This window comes from Ruminococcus albus AD2013 (assembly GCF_000526775.1).
In the GTDB taxonomy this organism is placed as follows: Bacteria; Bacillota; Clostridia; order Oscillospirales; family Ruminococcaceae; genus Hominimerdicola; species Hominimerdicola alba_A.
In genome coordinates this window covers 1,298,378-1,319,360 of sequence record NZ_JAGS01000001.1, presented here as the reverse complement: position 1 = coordinate 1,319,360, position 20,983 = coordinate 1,298,378, and the positions used below count along the sequence as shown (strand labels likewise).

The 20,983-nt window shown below is 40.2% G+C and carries 14 protein-coding genes and 1 pseudogene; 4 read left to right on the top strand and 11 right to left on the bottom strand.

Going from position 1 to position 20,983, the window contains the following annotated elements; translation table 11 throughout:
• Positions 1-273: 273 nt before the first annotated feature.
• Complete coding sequence (locus N773_RS21085) at positions 274-3,543, bottom strand: leucine-rich repeat domain-containing protein (RefSeq protein ID WP_024856924.1); 3,270 nt, start codon at positions 3,541-3,543, stop codon at positions 274-276.
• Between the two features lie 170 nt (positions 3,544-3,713).
• On the opposite strand from N773_RS21085, the gene N773_RS22535 reads away from it, so the two are divergent.
• Entirely contained in the window at positions 3,714-3,857 is a 144-nt protein-coding gene (locus tag N773_RS22535; protein ID WP_196231605.1) for a hypothetical protein, read from the top strand.
• A gap of 207 nt (positions 3,858-4,064) precedes the next feature.
• Positions 4,065-4,976 carry a hypothetical protein gene (locus N773_RS21080; RefSeq protein WP_024856923.1) on the top strand — a complete coding sequence of 304 codons (912 nt, stop codon included), beginning with the start codon at positions 4,065-4,067 and terminating at the stop codon, positions 4,974-4,976.
• A 337-nt stretch (positions 4,977-5,313) separates the two neighbouring features.
• Here N773_RS21080 and N773_RS22530 read toward each other — a convergent pair whose 3' ends face one another.
• From N773_RS22530 to N773_RS0105875, 4 genes are read right to left on the bottom strand one after another with little or no spacing between them, the layout of a single operon-like run.
• On the bottom strand, positions 5,314-6,015 hold the full coding sequence (locus N773_RS22530) for a hypothetical protein (RefSeq protein WP_024856922.1): 702 nt from the start codon (positions 6,013-6,015) through the stop codon (positions 5,314-5,316).
• Complete coding sequence (locus tag N773_RS0105885) at positions 6,009-6,899, bottom strand: DUF7192 family protein (protein ID WP_024856921.1); 891 nt, start codon at positions 6,897-6,899, stop codon at positions 6,009-6,011. The genes N773_RS22530 and N773_RS0105885 overlap by 7 nt, the downstream gene beginning before the upstream one ends.
• Positions 6,896-9,055 (bottom strand): AAA family ATPase, encoded by a 2,160-nt coding sequence (locus tag N773_RS0105880; protein WP_024856920.1) that lies wholly within the window; start codon positions 9,053-9,055, stop codon positions 6,896-6,898. Before N773_RS0105880 ends, N773_RS0105885 begins: the two co-directional genes overlap by 4 nt.
• Before the next feature lie 10 nt (positions 9,056-9,065).
• Positions 9,066-10,181 carry a hypothetical protein gene (locus tag N773_RS0105875; RefSeq protein WP_024856919.1) on the bottom strand — a complete coding sequence of 372 codons (1,116 nt, stop codon included), beginning with the start codon at positions 10,179-10,181 and terminating at the stop codon, positions 9,066-9,068.
• 787 nt (positions 10,182-10,968) lie between these two features.
• Between N773_RS0105875 and tnpA the strand changes: the two are divergent.
• Positions 10,969-11,376, top strand: a pseudogene (gene tnpA, locus N773_RS0105860) (IS200/IS605 family transposase); the annotation flags it as partial.
• A gap of 263 nt (positions 11,377-11,639) precedes the next feature.
• On the opposite strand, the gene N773_RS0105855 reads toward tnpA, so the two are convergent.
• The 4 genes from N773_RS0105855 to N773_RS0105840 form a co-directional block, all read right to left on the bottom strand.
• A complete protein-coding gene (locus N773_RS0105855) occupies positions 11,640-12,452 on the bottom strand; it encodes a DUF169 domain-containing protein (RefSeq protein WP_024856915.1) in 813 nt (270 codons plus the stop codon).
• Between the two features lie 849 nt (positions 12,453-13,301).
• Positions 13,302-14,153, bottom strand: a complete 852-nt coding sequence (locus N773_RS0105850) for a hypothetical protein (protein WP_155250858.1) — start codon at positions 14,151-14,153, stop codon at positions 13,302-13,304.
• A 371-nt stretch (positions 14,154-14,524) separates the two neighbouring features.
• A complete protein-coding gene (locus N773_RS21075; RefSeq protein ID WP_024856913.1) occupies positions 14,525-16,663 on the bottom strand; it encodes a dockerin type I repeat-containing protein in 2,139 nt (712 codons plus the stop codon).
• 35 nt (positions 16,664-16,698) lie between these two features.
• Positions 16,699-17,184, bottom strand: a complete 486-nt coding sequence (locus N773_RS0105840) for a hypothetical protein (RefSeq protein WP_024856912.1) — start codon at positions 17,182-17,184, stop codon at positions 16,699-16,701.
• 1,022 nt (positions 17,185-18,206) lie between these two features.
• Here N773_RS0105840 and N773_RS0105835 point away from each other — a divergent pair.
• Entirely contained in the window at positions 18,207-18,461 is a 255-nt protein-coding gene (locus tag N773_RS0105835) for a hypothetical protein (protein WP_024856911.1), read from the top strand.
• An 821-nt stretch (positions 18,462-19,282) separates the two neighbouring features.
• Here the strand turns inward: N773_RS0105835 and N773_RS0105825 are convergent.
• Together N773_RS0105825 and N773_RS0105820 are read right to left on the bottom strand one after the other, a co-directional pair.
• Positions 19,283-19,780 carry a CarD family transcriptional regulator gene (locus N773_RS0105825; protein WP_024856910.1) on the bottom strand — a complete coding sequence of 166 codons (498 nt, stop codon included), beginning with the start codon at positions 19,778-19,780 and terminating at the stop codon, positions 19,283-19,285.
• A gap of 135 nt (positions 19,781-19,915) precedes the next feature.
• The gene (locus N773_RS0105820; protein ID WP_024856909.1) at positions 19,916-20,473 is read right to left on the bottom strand and encodes a hypothetical protein; all 558 of its coding nucleotides are present in this window, start codon (positions 20,471-20,473) and stop codon (positions 19,916-19,918) included.
• Between the last annotated feature and the right edge of the window lie 510 nt (positions 20,474-20,983).

Genomic DNA, 20,983 nt, shown 5'->3' with positions numbered 1-20,983 from the left:
TTTTACGGTTATCCCGCTGACACCCCAAATAAATTGGTGTAATATAGGAACTTGAAATTCTTTGGGGCGGTATGATAGACCTTGATACCGGTCGGCATGACCATTGTTCGCAGTCTTGATTATGCTGGTGTAAAGCCTTAATGATATGAAAAACCGATCACATGATTTTTCAATTGCTAAGCATTAAATTTTTGAATTGTGCAAAAACAGCGGCAGAACGCTTTTACACGTTCTGCCGTATGTTTTTTTCATATATTCTTTCGATATCGGGACTCATGCTATCTTAACAGTGAAAGCTCTTTGGTTAATGCAGCCTGTATCCCATTTGCCGTTTACCTTAGCGCAGATTACCACTTTATAAATGCCTGTTTCTACCTTGGGCGATGTGTAGCTTGTAACATTTCCGTCAACCTGGACCTTTACACGCCATTTGCCCGCCTGGTATACAGCTATACCATACTTTTCCGCGCCCGCTACAGCAGTCCATTTAAACCTGAACTGTCTGCCACGAACCTCGGAACTGACAACTGGATATCTGTTTGCATCTCCGTCAAAGGCTATGAACTTAAAACCGTTGTCAAGCGCGTACTCTTCGGCGGCGCTGCCTTTGCCTCCCTTTATTGTAAAGTCTTCAACTTTTTCGGTAAAATAGGATTTATCTATATAATACCCAAAAGCATTGATTGCAATTGTCTTAACGCTGTCAGGTACAGTTATGCTTTTAAGCTTCGGACAATTGTCGAAAGCGTTTCTGCAAATTGAAGTGACACTGTTTGATATAGTTACGCTTGAAAGATTCGTACACTTGTAAAACGTATACTCCCATATGGTTTCAACAGCATTTGGAATGGTTATGCTTGTTAAGCTTGTGCAGCCGTAGAAAGCATTTCTGCCAATGAAATTAACCCTGTCAGGAACGTTTATTTCTTTAAGCTTTATGCAGTCCTGGAAAGCATAAGTGGAGATCGTATCCATGCTATGCGGGATATATATGCTTTCAAGATCGTAGCAGAAACAGAAGGCATAGGAGCCGATTGTCTTAACACTGTCCGAAAGCTTTACTTCCGCAAGTTTGTTACATTTGTAGAAAGCATGATTGCCGATGTTCTTAACGCCACCCGAAACAACAACTTTTTTAATGTCGTCACAGCTATCGAACCACGGGGTCTCTTCAGACCTATAATCAGCCATAGTTCCCTTACCCCAGATAATGAGAGTTCCCTCACTGTCAAGTGTCCATGTTATGTTTTCACCTTTGTTTTCGCTGTATACACCGCAATAGCCGCTTTCAACGATATTTCCGTGTGCGATAAACTCAAAGTCGTTGTCTTTGGCGTATTTTTCGGCGGCGGTGTTTTTTCCGACGTAGAAACTTATGTTGTCATATTTAAAGTCGTTACCTGTATCCATATCAGCAATATAATGATATCCGAAAGCTTTTTCGCCGATTTTCTTAACGCTTGCAGGTACAGTTATGTATTTAAGGCTCTCGCACAGGTTGAAAGCATGATCGCCTATGAGCGTAACGGAGTTCGGAATAACTATGCTTTTAAGGCTTGTGCAGGACTCGAAAGCGTTGCCGCCGATGTATTCAACGCTGTCGGGGAACTTTATGTCCGTAAGGCTTGTGCAGGATGCAAAAGCATAGTCGTCAATGCTTAAAACACTGTCCGGTATAGCTATGCTTTCGAGATTATTACAGCCGGCAAAAGCCATTTCGCTGATGAACTTTATGCTGCCCAGGAGCTTTACGTCTGTAAGATTTACACAGCCTGTGAAAGCACATTTGCCGATGCGCGTAACGCCGTCACCAATAACAACTTCCTTTATATCCTTATAGTATTTATAATACCACGGAGCATTGCGGGTCGCGTAATCCGTCATATCACCCATGCCGCTTATGTAAAGCGTACCGTCGCGTGTTAGACTCCATGTGAGGTTTTTGCCGCAGGTACCTTCGTCTATCGGTTTGAGCGATTCAAAAGAGATGAATTTAAAGCCGTTTTCATTGGCGTAGGTTTCGGCGGCAGTGTCGGTGCTTCCGATTATTGTAAAGTCGTCAACCTTTTTATATTTATAATTATGATAGTAATCATCACCACGATAATATCCAAAAGCATTTTTGCCAATGGTCGTAACGCTGTCTGGAACAGAAACACTTATAAGACTTGTGCATTTTTCGAAAGCCGAAGACCCGATTTCTGTAACGCTCTCAGGGATAGTAATGTCTGTAAGGCTTGTGCAGCCGTAGAACTCATCACTGCTGATACTTGTAATACTGTTCGGCAGTTTTACGTCTGTTAGTATTATACAGCCTTCAAAAGCACTTTCGCCGATGCTTGTAACAGTATCAGGTATAGTAATACTTGCAAGGTTAGTGCATTCTTCAAAAGCACCTTTACCAATGCTTGTAATGCTATCAGGTATAGTATAGCTTTCAAGGCTTTCGCAGCGGCCAAACATATAATTGCCAAGTTTTGTCAAGCCGTCAGGGAGTTTTACGTCTGTAAGGCTTGTGCAGCCGTAAAAAACAGCATTGCCAAAGCTTGTAACGCTGTCAGGAACTGTAAAGCTTTTAATTTTGGAACAATATTCAAAAGCACAGCTGCCAATGCTCGTTACGCTGTCCGGCACAGTAATGTCTTCCAAGCTTTCGCAGCCGCGGAAAGCATCATCGCCGATTTTTGTAACGCTGTTAGGGATAGTAACGTCTTTAAGGTTTGTGCAGCCGCTGAAAGCGTAATTTCCGATACTTGTAACACTGTCCGGGATAGTAACGTCTTTAAGACTTGAACAGTCTTTAAAAGCGTACTCGTCTATGCTTATAAGATTATCCGGGAGCTTTACGCTTGTAAGAGCCTTGCAGCCCTCGAATACTCTATTGTTGATGGTTGTTACGCTGTCAGATATAGTAATGTCCGTAAGGCTTGAACAGTCTGAAAAAGCTCTTATACCGATATTTGTGATACTATCCGGAATAGTGACGTTTACAAGGCTTCTGCATTGGTAAAAAGCATATTCGCCGATCTGAGTCAAACCGTCCGCGAAAATCACGGTTTCAAGGCTAGTACAGCCGTCAAAAGCATTGTTACCGAAGTGCGTCACGCTGTTCGGAATGGTAATGCTTTTAAGGCCTGTGCAGTTTAAGAAAGCATTGTCACTTATAGTTTCAACGGTGTTCGGGATAGTTACACTTTCAACGCCGCTGCTTTCAAGAAAAGCGTAAGTGTCGATACGCTTCACGCCAGCAGAGATAGTTACGCTTTTAAGTTTCGGGCACTGATAGAAAGTATGCGCACCTATGCTTGTAACAGCTTTTCCGTCGATTACGGAAGGAACAGTAACTTTTTCGGCAGTGCCGTAGTACTGGATAAGCTCGATACTACCGTCATCAAGTATTGTATAAGTGAAATCTGCATATTTACCAAATATTTCTGCATTCGCCCTTAGAGAAAAGCCCTCAAAAGTCCCCGCAGGCAGCATCCCCGCACCCGAAAAGACAACAGCCAATGCAGCCAGTCCGCTTAATAAACGTTTATTCATGATAATTGCCCCCTCAAAATATAATCATATAATATTTGATTATAACATATATTATTATATTTTCCAATTACAAAAGCATACAATTATAAAACTTAATTTTTGTATACTAATACGTGAAACATGGTTGCCCCACCCTCGCCAAAATGCTATAATACTATAAATAAGCGTTTGTGGCAGATCGAATATTAAAAACGTTCTTGCTGATACGGGATTATGGATATACTTTCAAGCAGATACTATCAGATATCGATGTGCCATGGGTGTATATCCATGCAAAGGAAAGAACTACTGAATATACTGTTAACAGAACTTAGAAAAAAGCTAATTTTACGACTGTGTATATAAATTAACTAAAAAATTTATTTGAAGTAATTACATAAAAAGTATTGACTTTTTATTGATGATAATGTATAATATATATAACATCGATGTGAAATTAATATCTTTAAAATAATTCGTAGCATTTAATTTTAAAACTATATATTACAAAATTATATATTTTCTATATTGGAGGGTTTATCATGAGCATTGAAAACACAACACTTAAAGGCGGCTGGGTCATCACTCAGGGAGATACAAGCATTGAAAATCATCCCGATGCGCTTGCAGCATTTGAAAAGGCTTCGGCAGGATATGTAGGGGTAAAATTTACACCTTTAGCACTTCTTGCAACGCAGATAGTTTCGGGAAAGAATTACGCCATACTCTGTAAAGCTACCCCTGCAACGCTTGATCCTACAACAACTCTTAAAATTGTGATCGTTTATGAAGATCTGAACGGAAATGCAACTATTACAGGTGTAAGAGATGTATTAGGTACTGATTATCCTATATTCGCTGCAAACTGCGCTTGCTCGGCAAATGAAGCTCCCGTTCTCGGCGGCTGGAATATCACTATTGGTGATACGAGCATCGATAAGCATCCTGATGCACTTGCAGCGCTGGAAAAGGCTACGGCAGGTATGCTTGGTGCAAAATATGAGCCTATCGCTCTGCTTGGCACTCAGATAGTTGCAGGAAAGAATTACTGCATACTCTGCAGGGTCACTCCCGTCACACTTGATCCTAAGCCAACTATGAAGCTTGTTTATGTTTACGAAGATACTCAGGGCAACGCTGTTATCACAGATATCAAGGAGATAATCGGCACTCCTGTTCCCGGTGGATTTATTGCCAATGACGGTGCAACAGACCTTGACAGCAACCCTGAAGTAAAAAATGCTTTTGAAAAGGCTACAAAGGATGTCTTCGGTGTAGACTATGAGCCTATCGCTTATCTTGGCTATCAGATAGTTGCGGGCAAGAATTATCTTATCCTCTGTGAAAGCAAGATAGTTGTTCCCGATCCCATTCCTTCTCTTACGCTTGTAACTGTCTATGAAGATCTTGACGGCAATTGCAAGATCATAAATACAGAACCTGTAGTCCTTTAAGTTTTAAGATATAAGGTGAAAATGTAAATATCCCCCTGATCTATGGCATTATGTTAAAGATCAGGGGGATAGTTTCTTTTGTGCGTGATCTTTATTTATAATACCGAATAGCATTATCACAAGTGTTCAATTGAATTCTAAGAACATGATTTTTTTGTCACACAAAAAATCAAACGAGAATATCAATAAGATCAAATGTATTATCAATTTCAAGCTATTATTTTTTTGAGTTTCTTCACACTATTATGCAACCATATTTAAACCACTGTCACTATTACATAAATAACTGCCCCGTTCCAATTATCATACAGGAACGGGGCGATAGTATAACATTTTGTCATTTTATGATATTAGCAATGGCTGCGGAGATCACATCTTCTATACCACAGACCTTATCCATGTTATCTTTGTCGGGAGTATTTCTTAGTGCTTCGATACCTGCTCTCCACAGAACCAGAGTATTTACCTTCAGTGATTCTATCCGCTGTGACATTTCGCTGTTGCGGGTGTACATACCGGATATCATAAAAATACTTTGCGATGCTATATTTTTAGATAAAATAAGGTCGTTGAGCCTTTTATCTGCAAGTATTTGATAGTATTTCCAATCAGAGTTATCGGATATGTTCTTCATATTTTCGCTCAATGCCTCAGATGCTGAATGAATCTCATTTATACAGCCCTCAAGCACTTTTTTCATGGTGTCCAGCAGCATATTTTCTTTGCATAATCCGATGTATAATTCCTGAAAGCTTTCAGATATTCTCTGAGCCTCTTTGTCCGCTTTCTCAGCTTGGTCGATGAGCCTTGCGTAACCTATAGCCCCCACATATCCCTTGTATCGTGCGAGACCGTTTATTTGCAGCTGCTGCGAAGCGAGAGTAAGTATGTTTATCGCCTTATCAGGCATAAGATCCTGTTGAAGTTTAAATATCATTTCTGATGTATCTGCTATCCGCTGCTGAACATCTAAGGCATAGGATGGCAGAAGCTCAAATGACATCATATCGGCGGTATATGTTCTGTTAAAGTTCAGCATGGCTTGTTCACCTTAGCAAGCTTGATATACTTATCAAGATCTATCTTCTTAAAAAAATTATAACTGTCACAATTTATATCCTGACCAAATATACCCATCTGAACTGGTGATGAAATGACTATATCAGTATCGGGTATATTGAAGATAGCACGGAACTGGTCTTCCGTAAGAGGCTGACCATAATAGGGATACCAGTTCTTTTCGTGGAATGACATGGACTCCATCACCCTCAGTACGACACGTCGTAAAAACATTACCGAGCACATGGGGTAGAAGCATTTTTTCATATTAATAGGTTCCGACGGGCTTTTCAGCCTTATCTCGGAGTTGAACACCTCGTCATTGCTGTAGCATGAGCTGAACACTTTAAGGTCAACACCTATGCCGTATTCTTCAAGCAGTTTTATCAGACTGAGAGTCAGCGCGCCGCGGTTGGTGACTGCCTGCTCTAAGGTGTGAATTGAATATGCCAGATTGAACCATATAGTAACGAATTTTTTCTCTCTTGCTCTTGTGAGCCTGTACATTGTCTTCGGAGTACCTGCCACGTACGCGGGAATATTTGGGTGAGAGCCTGCCATTGCCTTTTCCTGCCTGCGTCTGTAAGTTCTTATCGGCATAGTCTTTTCAAATTCCTTCAGCATTTCCAGTGTAATGTCATAATTACCCGTATATCCGCCGATAAGATAATCTACAGCATTATCAAAGGTATCCTCGGGAAAATCCGGACGTCTGATGAGACTGTGCTGTTTGAGAAATATTTTGTCGTTTACTTTAGGTTTGCTGAGTATATACATCTGCATATCACTCAGACTGTTGAACGCCGCATTGTATACAGTCATTTTTTTGTATTGGTATACTTTGAGGTTCATAAATTCTGTCATCTTCTTGTATCTCCGTTTCGTATTTCGAAAACTATCTTGTTGAATACGCTGAATATCCCGCTGCTTTTTCTTTCATTGCCGTTGTAGTATTTTGCCATTTCTCTCTGCAGGAATGCCAGATATTCGTTGTCCTTGGTCTCAATGAATTCATACCTGACGATCGCCTCGACATCGTAACTCTGGTGATCGAGGTACTTCTTTATGCTGGTAGCATCACGGGTGGTGAATATACCCGGAGCTGCTGTCTGATTTTCTTTGCTCCATGCAGTTGTTGCATTACGGAAGATCGCAGCAAATTCAAACCACTGGGGATGATCACGAAGTATGTTCTCTTCAAGCCTGTTATCGTAATCAACGTAAATCGCAGTGAATCTCTGCATGAGAGATTCCTCTATCTTCTCACGTGTGCTGTAATTTCTGTCGGCACCGTCGCCAGCGGTGTTGCCTGCTGCTATGATACGGAAATTCGGGTGGCGCATTACTCGCTCGCCGTTAGGGAAGCAGTAGCTTGCATTTTTGGAATTGGACATAAAGCTGTTTAGCTTTACTGCTGCCCTGATATTGCCGTTATCGAATTCATCGCAGAAAACTATACCGCCGTATTTGTATGCTCGGTAGAATGCAGGATAGTTGTATCCGCCGTCCGCTGTCTGGAATCCCAGCAGGTCATATTCCTCGTTTATGTAGCCGATATCCAGATATTCCAGCCCCAGCAGCTTGGCTATCTGTCCTACAAGAAAGGTCTTTCCGCAGCCCGAGGGACCTATCATATATGGATTGGAGTCTTCTATTACAGCGGTGATTATATCATCGAAATGCTCATGATAAAGAGCATTGTTTGTTTCGATATCCTCCTGCTTTTTCTTCATGAGCTTTTCAAATCTGTCTTTGAATGGATAGGTTTCGTCAAAGAAGAAATTCGGAGTCATATCCGCAGGTTCGGTACATCTCTGGGCATTTATCTGAACTATGGTGGGACGTACTCCTGCCGTCACCTGAACAGGTGCGACTGCTACTGCTTCAGCTGCAGCTTCTGCTTTTTCGGTATCGAAATTCTTGCTGAACTCATCAACGCGGATTATCCTGTTCACCAGATCGCTGCTCTTGTTCACCTCTGATATGATACTTTTCAGTTCGCCGTTGTTAAGCATCGACGAGGCTCTGTCAATAGCTTTGTTAGCCTCCGTGTTTATGCGGAAGAGTTCAGCGGAAGTGCTGTCCTTGATGCCTGCGGCTATCATTTTAAGCTCTCTTATCTTGCTGTCCGCTGATTCGATGACCTCTCTCACCAGCTTATCCTTTTCAAATACTATATTGTCATGCTCTTCGTTGAGAAAAGCATCAAAAGCTTTCCTTAATTTGAATTCAGCATTCTTAGCTTCTCTCGTGAGCTTTTCAGTTTCACTTAGTGTGAGATCCTTGATGGTCTTTTCATTTTGCTCAACAAAACTTTTGAAGCTGTCAAGACGATCTTCTGTAAGGTCGAGAGTGTGCTTTGCGTTCTCAAGGTTTTCCTTGCTGTTTTTCAGCAACATCTCAGACCTTGCAATCCTTTCTTCACTGATATCGTATATACCGCAAGCCATTCGCGCATAGCTGAGAAGCTTTTCACATTCGGTCTCTTTGCCATGAGCGCTGCATATCTTGATAGCACCGCTTATAAGCGATGAGGCAAAGCTTTTCTCATTGTTGTGGTACTGTCTGAGCTCGCAGCTGAAAGTATTGATATAGTAGATGTTTTTTTCTGCTGCTGGTATATCTGCGATGGTGCACATTGTATCGATGTAGATCTGCTTGTCGCTGAAACATAGATACAGCTCTTTTGTGAACATTCCTGAATGATAAATGCCATCCTTTTCAAATATCTTCAAAAATACTGCATTTGCAAGCCTGAAATCTTCTGTTGCTTTTCCGAGGGGAAGTACAGTGCGGTAGATATCCTCTGCATCTTTCATCATTTCTATCGGTGCTTTGTCACTGTGTGAATTGATAATGCTGTTCACCAGATAATAAAGTGTTTCTTCCGAGCCGAAAACATTTTTCTCCGGATCCCGGTTTATCTCACTGAGGTATGTACTCAGCGGAACATATTTATCGTCTTTCTTTAATGCCGCCTTTACTGCCTGTAATATTGCATCTATCCTGCGTTTTGCCATTTCTTTTCCTCTATTCGTTATCTTTATGTAAGTATCTGTCAATAATCATAGCGGCGGGTATACCAAATAGATCTTCCTTGATATTTTGGATCTCTCCGCTATTTATCTGTCGGTAATAATATCCTTCCTGTGAACTATCCAGACTTTTTATCAGCCTTGTGCAGTGCATTTTTGACTGTACAAGCATCCTGTTTTTATGTCTGAATATCTCATGTACTACCGATATCTCGCTTTTTCTGCCATCACAGAGTTCTTCTTCACATATCTGAGTTATTAGTTCGCTGCAAATGTCGTAAACTGTTTCCTTTTCCGTCATGAAGATCTTTTCGCCCCAAGGCAGCAAAGTTCCCTGTACATTATTGCTGTCGATTTCGCATATCAGCCTCACATCCTCAGATATTTCAGTTTTTTCAAGCTCGGGAGAGATCTCCTCACAGAATATCACCTGACCATCATCGATAATCCTGCTTCTGAGATCATTATGCTTGATATCGTACAGATATTCATGCTTGATCTCTCTGTCTGTAAAGCTTTGAGTAATTACTTCTATCTTTCCGTGAGTATACCTCAATGTGACAATAGCTGTGTGCCTGCTATCGAAGAGATTTCCGAGAGTGTATACATATTGGTCATCCTGCGAAGTAAAGCTGCATGGAAGAATTTTTTCATTGCCATTGACAGTACATGATATCATATATCTGTTTCTGTTCCCTTTGATGCTTGAAAGCGTGAATGTTGCTTCTGCATCACTATATATCTTTGAAAGAAAGTATCCGATGAAATTTTTGGAAAACATACCCGTGCCGAACGTCAGTACTTTTTCTTCATGCTTCCTGCACTCAGCAATAAAGCTGAAACGCGCGGGAAAACTAAGTTTTTTACGGCTCTCAATTATCTCGGAAGTATAGTCGTCGAAACAGCTTTCCGGGTAATTGAGATACAATCTGTCTGCTGATTTTGCCAGCATGGAGAAACAGTCGTCATATTCACATAGATTGATATACTTATTTCCGTTATACATCACTATCAGTGCCTGTGTGTTATCAGGCATGGTGTAATACCTTATCAGGTCTGCTTTTTCGATCTGAGATATCTCCACCTGGGTCTTGCTCATGAATGGTTTCATAGTTTACGCACTCCTGTACGCATATAATGATTTTCAAGGAATATTATACCATATCTTTTAACGAAAGTAAAGCAACTGAGACGTGCGAAGATGTAAATTTGAGTTGACAGTTCTAAAAGCTCTGAAAAAGTTTACCAAGGGTTCACATTGATGCTGTTCCTTTTTTTCTTTAGAAATTCAGGACTAACATTATCATAAGCATAAAGGATATGTCTTCCGAAAGTGAGTCACTGAAGGCATATGCGGTATGACTACGAAGAAATACCGAAACCAGCCTCACTAAGGAGTTATCACAATTGAAGATAAGTCCAAAAGCAAGAGCCAGCTGAACTACATTTTTGAATATGCAGGCGAATATAAGGCTTCTGTATATCAAAAGCCTTGATTCGAGACAATGATAATCACCGTTAATTTTTTTCTGCGTATTGACATTTATCATTTTTTTGTGGTATAATGTAAAAAAATTAAAAAAGAACAATAAAAAGATTAGGAGGTAAATTATCATGTTGACGGTTATATTTAGTGTTCCTGTATTAATAGGCGTATTCCTTGTTGCTCTTTTCTTTTTTGCAGCAAGTAAAAGTAAAGCCGTTAAGGTAGTGTCAGCAATCGTCATGGTGCTTACGGTTTCGTCGATTTTAAAGCTTCTTGTATTTACGCTTTCGATGATCCTAAGGATTCTCTTGCCCATAATCATTATCATAAGTATCATATATTTTATCCATCTTATAAAGAAAAAGAAGTGAAATTCAAAGGCAAGTTTGCAGCTTGCCTTTTCTTTTTGTAACCGAAATATCGCAGAATGGTGATCTATAATAAAATCAAAGTGGATATCGGAAAGATACTGAGAAATTTGTGTGATCAAAAAGGAGTTAAAATGATCGAAGCAGAGGCATGTCCTGATCATATACATATGCTGCTGTTTATTCCACCCAAATACAGTGTAGCAGAGATAATGGAATATTTGAAAGGCAAGAGAATTTTGATGATATTTGACAGACACGCAAATCTGAAATATAAGTATGGCAACAGTCGCTTCAGGTGCAGAGGATACTATGTAGATACAGTAGGAAAGAACAAGAAAAAGATAGCAGAGTACATCAGGAATCAGCTGCAGGAAGATATAGTGTGCGACCAGATCAGCCTGTTTGAGACGGTAGACCCATTTACAGGAGAAAAATACAAGAAAAAGTAGAAAACGAACACAAAATACCCCTTGAGGGGTTGCACGGGAATGAAATGCGGTTGAGAGACCTTTCCCGATCCCTTTAAGGGGTAGTGTCAGTATCATGCCCTTATAGGGCTGGTTTTGATTAGTATATGTTGACAGTTTACGCTTACAAAAGCAAAAAGCTCCGTCCGAATATCAAAATATCACACAGCTGCAAAATCTCAATGAGGTCGTACTTCGTATAAAGAATAATCTCGCATAATACGTATCTATTAGAATACGAAGCATTAAAATGGACAATTCGGGTCATTCTTTCCTACATCCAGCCCCCAAGCCTTGAACATTCTATTGTAAAATGCCGGACGGACAAAATCATATTCCATCCCCGGCTGGAAGAAGCTGTGTACCATGCCCATCTGCGCCAGTGTTTGAAGTCCCTTTTCAAATTCTGCAAACCGAGCTTTCGGGACTGCAAATATTACATCATCCTCACTGGTATGTGCTCTTTGAAAATCACCCGGATCTGGAAATGAAACGCGGTATTCACCTTTTGTGATAGCCGGAATAATGCCCCATACGCAAGAATCGATCGCATCAAACTCTGTTTTCATTGTCTGACCGGTCTGCGTCTTGATTCCAAACAAAATTGTACGCAATTCCGCATTGCGGCAATTGATCACGATCACATCCGGTTCAAATCCTGCAGATCCAAGAGGGGCTGTCAAAATGCCTTGATAAACACCGGTCGGCAGATGCGGGATATTCTCAATAAATGCAGCAGCAGCTTCAGGATCTGGAATGCCGATCACCGGAAGAAGTGCATTGAAAGCTTCTGAATCCTTATGCAGTTCATATTGTCCGTAAGCAATCAGAGGGGCCCAGCACCAGTGGTCCTGTTTTTGCATATAAACAGTTTTGCCTTCACGTCTTGAAAGCGCGAACGCCTGACACAGTGCAAGATGCTGTTCGAGATCACGCAGCGGATAAACAGCATTTTTGGGGATTTCTGTTTCATCTGCGATCATTTTTAATGCAATAGCATCATAGCGCTGACCGATTGTGTTTTTTAGTAATTCCGAAAGACGATTATTTTGTTCCATAGTAAATCTCCTTATATTATTCCGAATGAAAGAATTTTACATCGGCCGCACAGCAAATGCGTCAATAAACTGCGGCAAGTTCTCACAATATAATAAATATTCTATCCGATTTGGACGAAATTGTCAAGCCTTTTCTGTGTTCGCAACTGCCGGAAAAGAGTTGGATTTCAATTGAGGCCAATACTTTTTACTTAGTTGGGTTATCAATATTATGTAGTCCTAAGCAAGTTTTTGAACTATTTTAGACCATTTGAAGTGGGATTGGTATATGAGATATTTATTGCAAATATAGAAGCAATTAATGATAAACAGCTTATCAACAGAGAACTTGTGAATTCGTTTATACTATTGTAGTATGTGTACTGTGAAGAAGACGAATAACCGACGTAAGAGCTTTGTAACGATGCAAAGCCTTTTATTGTATACTTCGGTGAACGGAAATGCTCCTCAGCGCCGTCTGAGTCTAACGTATAGAAATAACCACATGAAAAACAAAGCCTCAAGAAATGCTTGTCAGCAGATCTTGGGGCTTGATTGTTATTCAGTTTCAATCGGTCGCGCTGTTATTGTTACGCAACATAATGATTAAATGGACTTGTGCAGAACGGTTTACAGCTGCGCATTGAAATACTTAGCATCAAGCGTGAACATTCCGTTTTGATAAATCTTCGTAAAGTTCTCGTTCATTCGCAAAAAACGTCGTCATTTCAATATGCTGATAAGTTGGGTAGTACCACAGAAATATTAAAACACGAACACCCGACAGACAAGACAGCAAATCTAAAAGCACCGATATCGTGAAGATGTTGGTGATCTTACTGTTATAAATTGAAAACGTTCCTGTACATTTTATTTTATACTGTCATGGGAGAGCGCTTCATATGCAGTCAAAGCCGCTTCTTTATCCATATTGCAGCTAAGACGATATAAAGGAATTTTTATACCGAGCCTGCCTAAGAGGTTCAGTGTCTTTTCGAGATCGGCTTTATTGACTGAGCGGTAGCTTTGCTGTATAAGAGTAGGTAAGCTTTTTGAAAAGCTTTCGCGCTTAATGTGGTTTTTGATAGCTCTTTCAAGAAAAACAATACCTGCGAGCTCAACACCAACATTCTTCTGCATACCTTCCTTGCCTGCCCAAGGCGTACCATAGACCGTGACTTTTTCACCAACATGAATAAGCGGCTTGTCACCGTTCACAACATAGCTGCCCTCGATATTTTCAAGCCACAGGCGGATATGCGTGGTTTTGCCTGTGCCGGAGGGTGCAGTGAACAGCCAGGCTTTGTTTTTTACAGCCACGACCGCACCGTGCATGAGAAATGTGTCAAATTTCAACATCAGGGCGGCTATTTTGCGGTATATAGCCAGCGTTTCAAGATACCCGTCGGGATAATTGATAATTGGGATACCCTCTGCGTCGGCTTCGCATTTGTTAATTTCACGCTCATAAGCGATATCTTCAGCATAGGTTGAAATGCTTAAATCGGGCTTTCTGTCGGTGATATAATCACTGCAAAGTCGGTACACATTTTCATAAATGCTGTTTACTGCAATGTTCACGTCGGCAAGACGTATCGTAAAATCCATGCTATCTTCTCCATAGTGTATTTTTTTCTGGCTGAGAATGCGCCTTATCACGGCGGTGCAAAATCTTGAAGCGTATTCTGTAAGGCTTGCACCAAAGCTTTTCATAAAGAGCATACCGGAGTCCACACAGCCACAGCATTTCATTCGCCGTCAAGCTCCATGACTGCCACTTCCACCGCTAATTTCATAAATATTTCTCCAAAAATGAACAGAAAACGCCGATTGATATTTAATAGTATAACACATGATAGTTGCGCGGTCAAGCGTTTTTGCTTATTTAGCAAATAAATTATGGATAGAGGTCAATTAAAAATATTTTCAAATGAACTTGACAATTATAGGTAAATATGGTAAAGTAGCACAAAAGCCGTAATAGAAATTTCATTTTTAAATTCATATAAAAAGGGCAGATGGATATGACGAAGCGTGTTATAATTTCACAGCTATGGTGTGCAATGGTTTCTGTTGTATAATTCTTGTTTTTCTTAACCCAATGCTTCTCCGGGCGCGGGAATATATTTGTTCTTTATCATTTCTTCCCAATATACATATCCGAAGTACGGTCTGATCCACTCAGCCATATATTCCAGCTTGGCATTGATATGAGCATACTTCGGGAGTTCCTCTTCCATATCGTAAACTCCTGACTTTGTAAAAGACGGATAAACAAATTCCATAATAGTCGCCCTGTCCTCATGTGGATTTATCACACTGTAATCTCTTACAAAATAACCGTTCTCATAGTTATGATTTCTGCTTGCCCAATGGGTCAGATACTGTTCAAATTCTTCGTCCCAGGGCATATCACCGGCGAAGTAATCTCCTGTGAAGTATTCAAAACCTTCGGGGTTGAGCTTTTCCCATTCGTCCTCGTCAAAAGGATCTTCCAGCCCTACCAGATCTTCAACAGCGTGCCATGTTTCATGATCCATTACTCCATCTAAATTACCACAGTATTGGCTCACTGCAATATCAATATAATCGTCAGAAGCCCTGAATGTCCGACCTGCTACCTGATTTACTAATCCATCATTTTCATTAAAATCATCTATCAGAAGAAGCCTGTATCCCTCAGGATTGTCTTCCGTTTTGAACTTCTCAAAGAATCCCTCGGGATATACCTTCAGCCATTGCTCCAGCTCGTACAGGGTACTATCGAGTATTTCCGGATAATGAGGATCCATATTTTCCTCAGTGGAGCTCCATGAATAACCATAATTCTGAACATTCAGCACTTCATTACCGATAAGTATGGTTATTCCGTACTCGTCTTCCAGCCTGTCAGCCGTTTTGCGCTGTTCTTTAAGCTCATCGCCAAGTGTCTTTGGCTTAAAAACATCGGAAGTTTCAACATCAATGCCATCGGGAAGCTTATTGTACTCCAGCTTGGAAGTATCAAGGATAAAAACATCTTGCTTTGATTTTTCTCCATCCATATAAGCTATAACCAATGCCGCTGTGTCCTCGTCGAGGAATACCGCATTACATAAAGTCATATTCTTCAAACCTGTATCAATACACGCCATCCCGCCGTTACTCGGATCGAACACCAGAACCTTACAGAAATGGTCATCAAAAATGAACTTGTCGCTTTTTTCAGAAGAGTACATTATCGGCTCGTAGTCGTCATATTTGTATATGCCCAGCTTCTCACCGGTCTTTGTGTCATAGCATCGCAGAGAAGTTTCAATGCCATCGGTTTTATCTATAATATCGGTCACTACCGTGTATCCCTTTGAAAACGTTGTGCTGCCGCTGTGCTGCACTGTATTCCACAGTGTCTTTCCTGTTTGCAGTGAGATCACACTGAGATCACCAAGGAAAGGGTTTTCCTTACTGTCAGATCGCAACCCGATCATTTTGTTTTTGAGATCACAGCTAATATAATAATCATCATCTTCTGAGAAAGGCGATATATCTTCCATCTCACCCTGCGCAGTCAGCTTGTATATCCTGCCGTCATACAGATACACCTCGTCATTCTCCTCATTATACGTTACATCGGGATAAAACAGTTCTGTTTCAACTACCTCGGGCTCGTCCTTGTCGGGGTGATAGAAGCATATATTCGCGCTATTACCGGAAACTTCATCAACGATTATCAGTGTGCCGTCTTTCTTTATTCCTGCCACCGCTACATAGTGATCAAAAGAAAGAACGCGCTCTATTTTCTCTGTTTCTATATCAGTCACCTTGACATCATACACGCCATTTGACGGGTCATTTTCCTGCGGCGTAAAATTTACCGTTACCAACTTTCCGTTGGAAGCAGCTCTAAGTGTCTCACCCGTCAGCGAACTCAGCTTACGAAACTCGGGTTTGTTCACCCTTGGCAGCATTTTTTTGCCCTTGCATTGTGCGGCGATCAGTGTGATATCCGATATATTTACCTTACCGTCGCTGTTTACATCAGCAATGAAAGCTTGCTTTTCGCTAAGTAACTTTTTGCCCTTAACATGAGCCGCTGTGATAATAATGTCCGTTACATTTATCTTTCCGTCACGATTAACATCACCGCAAATTGACGGTGTTTCGGCAAATGCGGTAAAGCACTGTGCCGCCAGCAGGATACCTGTTGTCATCGCGGATAATCTGCTGATGATACTTCTTTTATTTTTGTACATTTTTAAAACCTCCTTGGTTATTTGAGCTTAGTGTATTAAGAATATCGGGTCATATAATAATTGCAATTTTCAGACACCCGAAAGATCAGAGCATCTTTCTCCGAGTGATATTTCCACCGTGTCATACGACCCCTTGTGAACATATATGTCAATACCGATATTGAAAACTTCTGGGTCATTTTTTTAGAGTTATGTCCCTCCCATACATGACATTTCTTTGCATTTTCGACTATCGCGTCAATAGCCTCTATCCTGTCTATATCTGTGATGGTGTAAGAATTGCCGTCCTGTTCGGTAACGGTCATCACGATTTTGGATGTACTGCCTTCATCTTTTGTAACTGTCTGGTTGTCTGTGGTCATGCGGTCCTGAGTTGTCACCGGCAGAGGCTTTGAATTCTTCTCGTTCATGTTGACCACTGCTATACCTATAACGACAGCCGCACAGGCAGCAGCTGACATGGAGATCATCGGGAAACGTTTTGTTACTTTTGCTGTCTCATTTATATTGAGCGCATTCATATGTAACTGCTCTTTATCTATTTGTCTGTTATACGTTGTTGTCTTTTCACTGCCGAAGGTCTTTATGCCCGTTTCAAGTGAGAGCAGAGCATCGAGGCTATGACAACGTTTATGGTTCTGCCGTGTTTCTCCATTACAAACTCCGGAACTTTCTGTTCATCGGTTATCTGACTCACCGCCTTTCACTGTTGTTATTGAATGCATTCATATACTAATGCTGATTTTAGAAAAAAAGTAACGCTTTTTGAATAAGAAGTTTTTTACTTTGTATCATTGCATAAATTTAAGGAGCTAAACTCGTGCAAATTTAGTGCTTATTCGGTAAACGTCAAGGGCCCCACAAGTAACGCACTTAGCTTTTGATCAGCAAAGAAATATAGTCGCTTAATAGGGTGATATTACGGACACTTGTAATAGCTTTATAATCAAAAAAGATGATTTTAATTGCGCTTTTTATATCAATTCTTAGTTCAGATTGATAGAAGTATTATGAAAACGCTTGATGAGGAAGATATTTCAACGATTCTGACGTACTGTACAGATGCTTTTAAAAGATATTGGAAGTTTGATTTTTTTGAAATTCTTCTATATGGTTATCCCATTAACACGTTTGTCGATATCTTCAAAGGCGGTTAAGCAAAAGTGGTTGAATGGAAACAACGTAAGGCTACTGTAAATCAGGAGTTTTGTAAAGTTGGTTGAACCTCCGTGTACCGTACAATGCGCATGGTGATGTGAGACGTCATCTGCTCATTTGCCGCCTCCTACTCGATTCTGGCACATTTTTAGTCGGTATTTACGTCAGCAGTCAATATTAACAATTCAATTATTGCGTTTATTCTTATATGAAAACCAAAAATTGCGATTTTTTAAAAGATGGCTTGACTAATAATTGTGCAAATGTTATAATTAAATCACACCTAGATAAGAAACTATTATTTAGGTTTAAATTAAATATATAGCTATTATTTAGGTGAACAAATTTGCAAAACTAAAATACTAAAATCAAAGGAGTAATAACAATGAAAAAGCGCATAATCGGCGGCATTCTTGCCGTAGCAATGGCAATCGTTTCTTTCGCAGGCACAGGTATCGAAGCCGTAGATAAGGCTATTCAGCCTACATCTATCACTGCATCTGCCAGCGGCTTCTCATATGTACTCTATTCCACATATGGCACTTATATAGGCGGACAAGTTGTTGTTAAGTATACATACAAGGAGTATTATTGCGGCAGATTTACCGGCAATTATAAGGTTGAATACAAATATATGTAATTAGTACACCTGATACTATCAGATAAGAATGCCGAGGTCATTGCCTCGGCATTTTCGTATATAAAGCAAAATCGCTCTGAGATCTGATCTAAAACAGGCATAGATTCAGGAACAACGAGATCATGTTATTCAAGAGTGGTTTATTTCACTTCTATGTTAAAATAAACAATTCATTTATTGCGTTTGTGTTTTGCTGCGGCATCGATAAATGATATTCTTTTAATAATAGCTAATATATTATTGTACAAACAGTATAATTTGATAGAGTGTAACCGAGAGCAATATTTAGTCAATACTTGGAACTAATGAGTTGATAACAATGAAAAAGCGTATAATCAGTGGCGTTCTTGCCAATGCACTTGCGATCGTATCTTTCATAGGGACAGGTAACGAAACCGTCGATAAGGCTATCCGAATTGCTATGATCACAGCATCATCCACCCGTTTGCATATCGCTGCGTCGGTACGAGCTATGTTAATGTAGCTCTGGCTTCTTCATCGATTTCATGACCATCCTTAAAAATAACTTTTATCTCCGCTTTATTTATTATTTTCACACACTCAATAAGTTTTCTAACTATGATAATGTAGGTTGTTTCAGTCGGTGTGCAGCCTTCAAGAACTTTTGTGAACGTTTATGCCTTGAGCATAAAATGAAGTGTCTGGCAGATACACGCTTCTTTGGTTCTTTTCATTATGATCTACCTCCCCAAAAAAATAAAACGAGTAGCAATAACCGGACTTACGCAGGATCGCTACTCGTTATGTACTAATTATATCAAATTTTTCAGCATTTTTCAAATTGTGTTTTTTCACAAATTTCATGCGATATGCTTTTCGATATATTCAACAACTTCGCTTTTGTCGATATCAAGAGCGTAGGCAAACTCTTCAAAGAGCATATTTTCAGCAAGGTTAAGATAGTTCTCGTCGGTGGAGCGCAGCTTCTTTCCGTTCTTCGCCAGCTCCTTACGGCGAAGGTACAGCGTTTTGATAAGTCTTATGATCTCATGCTTGTCGGCATCTTTAATAATGCGGCTGTATTCTTCCTTGCGCTTGATGTCGTTGTCAATCCATATAAGCCCCTCAGAGTTCATGTGGGAGATCAGCTCATCGACCTCAGCCTTTGAGCATATCCGGTGCATCTTACTGAGAGCCTTGTCATTATTGGTCGGTACATAGAAGATGTTTTTCTCAGAGTTTATATGTTTAAGAATGTAATATTCCTGTTCTTCTCCTGTAAGATCACGCTTTTCTATCGCTGTGACCTTACATATACCGAATGAGCCGTACATTACCATATCGTCAACTTTATACACAAGTATCACCTCGCAAAAAAATAGAACGTGAAGCAAGTAACTGGACTTACGCAGTAACTGCTACACGTTCTCTTGTTTTATTATATCACTTTTTATGTGAAAAAGCAAAGGGAGTTTTGCACAAAGTTCACGCCTTTACTGCCTGAGCTGTTTCGGATTTCTTCTGAATATAGCTTTGAAGCACGTTCTGATCAGCGGTTGGATAAAGAATAGCTGTGAGAAAAATGCGAACGGGAAATTAAAGCATACAAGCTTGATCCAGTTGGCGAGGAATGTAAAGATGTTGAATCCTGCATAGTAGGGATAGTAGAGGAAAGCCGCAAGGAAGCTCATCGCAGGACACATGATGCCGACTGTTGCACAGATGATCGCAGTTTCAAAGAGTACAGGGTGTGTCTCTCTCGGATCAAAAACCTTACAGGCGAGCTTAAAGGACAAGGGGCTGCCAACCGTGATTTCAAGAGTGTATGCAAGGATAAACTCTGTGATCACAACTGCCCAGATAGGCAGATTTCTTCCGAACATATAGACACCGCCCATAGCATTTACTGCACCGAGCACACTGTTTTCTCCCGTAACACTCATAAGCGTGGAGCTGTTGACAACATACAGACTGTAAAACACATAAGCGTGTACCGTCACGATAACAGTCATCAAAGCGAACATCATTCTCTCAAATTGGTTTCTTGGCATAGTTTTCTCCGTTTCCGCACAAAAAAACACGCTGTACTCAAAGGATACTTCATCTGCGGATAGCATTCCGTGATCAGATTTACGCATTCCTGAGAATACAACGTGTGTCAGTGCTATAATTATGATATGATTACCTGAATATTATAGCAAAATTATTATGTTGTGTCAAAGGCGATATTCAACAAAGATTATCTAAAATATGATTTGACGTTCTGTAATGCATTGCCTGAAAATAGAAAACTCTAATGAGAAGTCACATTTTGAGATTTTTTTCTTCAAGCAAATATAAAACACTATTATACGTAAATGGATGTTTAACAACCAGATTATTATAAGAACCTCAATCACATAATAAGACCGAGCAGAATAATATGTTTTTTTAACTAAGATAACGTTATCACAAATTTATGATAAATATCTCTGAAAAACGTGGTATGAATCATCGGAGCACCAATAAAGCACGCCGTTGTGTGTGATATCGTTGTCGCATTTGGACCGATATTTTTTTTG

Coding starts and splice junctions, on each gene's coding strand:
- N773_RS21085 (WP_024856924.1), bottom strand. CDS start 3,543: ATGAATAAACGTTTATTAAGCGGACTGGCTGCATTGGCTGTTGTCTTT.
- N773_RS21080 (WP_024856923.1), top strand. CDS start 4,065: ATGAGCATTGAAAACACAACACTTAAAGGCGGCTGGGTCATCACTCAG.
- N773_RS22530 (WP_024856922.1), bottom strand. CDS start 6,015: ATGCTGAACTTTAACAGAACATATACCGCCGATATGATGTCATTTGAG.
- N773_RS0105885 (WP_024856921.1), bottom strand. CDS start 6,899: ATGACAGAATTTATGAACCTCAAAGTATACCAATACAAAAAAATGACT.
- N773_RS0105880 (WP_024856920.1), bottom strand. CDS start 9,055: ATGGCAAAACGCAGGATAGATGCAATATTACAGGCAGTAAAGGCGGCA.
- N773_RS0105875 (WP_024856919.1), bottom strand. CDS start 10,181: ATGAAACCATTCATGAGCAAGACCCAGGTGGAGATATCTCAGATCGAA.
- N773_RS0105855 (WP_024856915.1), bottom strand. CDS start 12,452: ATGGAACAAAATAATCGTCTTTCGGAATTACTAAAAAACACAATCGGT.
- N773_RS0105850 (WP_155250858.1), bottom strand. CDS start 14,153: ATGCTCTTTATGAAAAGCTTTGGTGCAAGCCTTACAGAATACGCTTCA.
- N773_RS21075 (WP_024856913.1), bottom strand. CDS start 16,663: ATGTACAAAAATAAAAGAAGTATCATCAGCAGATTATCCGCGATGACA.
- N773_RS0105840 (WP_024856912.1), bottom strand. CDS start 17,184: ATGAATGCGCTCAATATAAATGAGACAGCAAAAGTAACAAAACGTTTC.
- N773_RS0105835 (WP_024856911.1), top strand. CDS start 18,207: ATGAAAAAGCGCATAATCGGCGGCATTCTTGCCGTAGCAATGGCAATC.
- N773_RS0105820 (WP_024856909.1), bottom strand. CDS start 20,473: ATGCCAAGAAACCAATTTGAGAGAATGATGTTCGCTTTGATGACTGTT.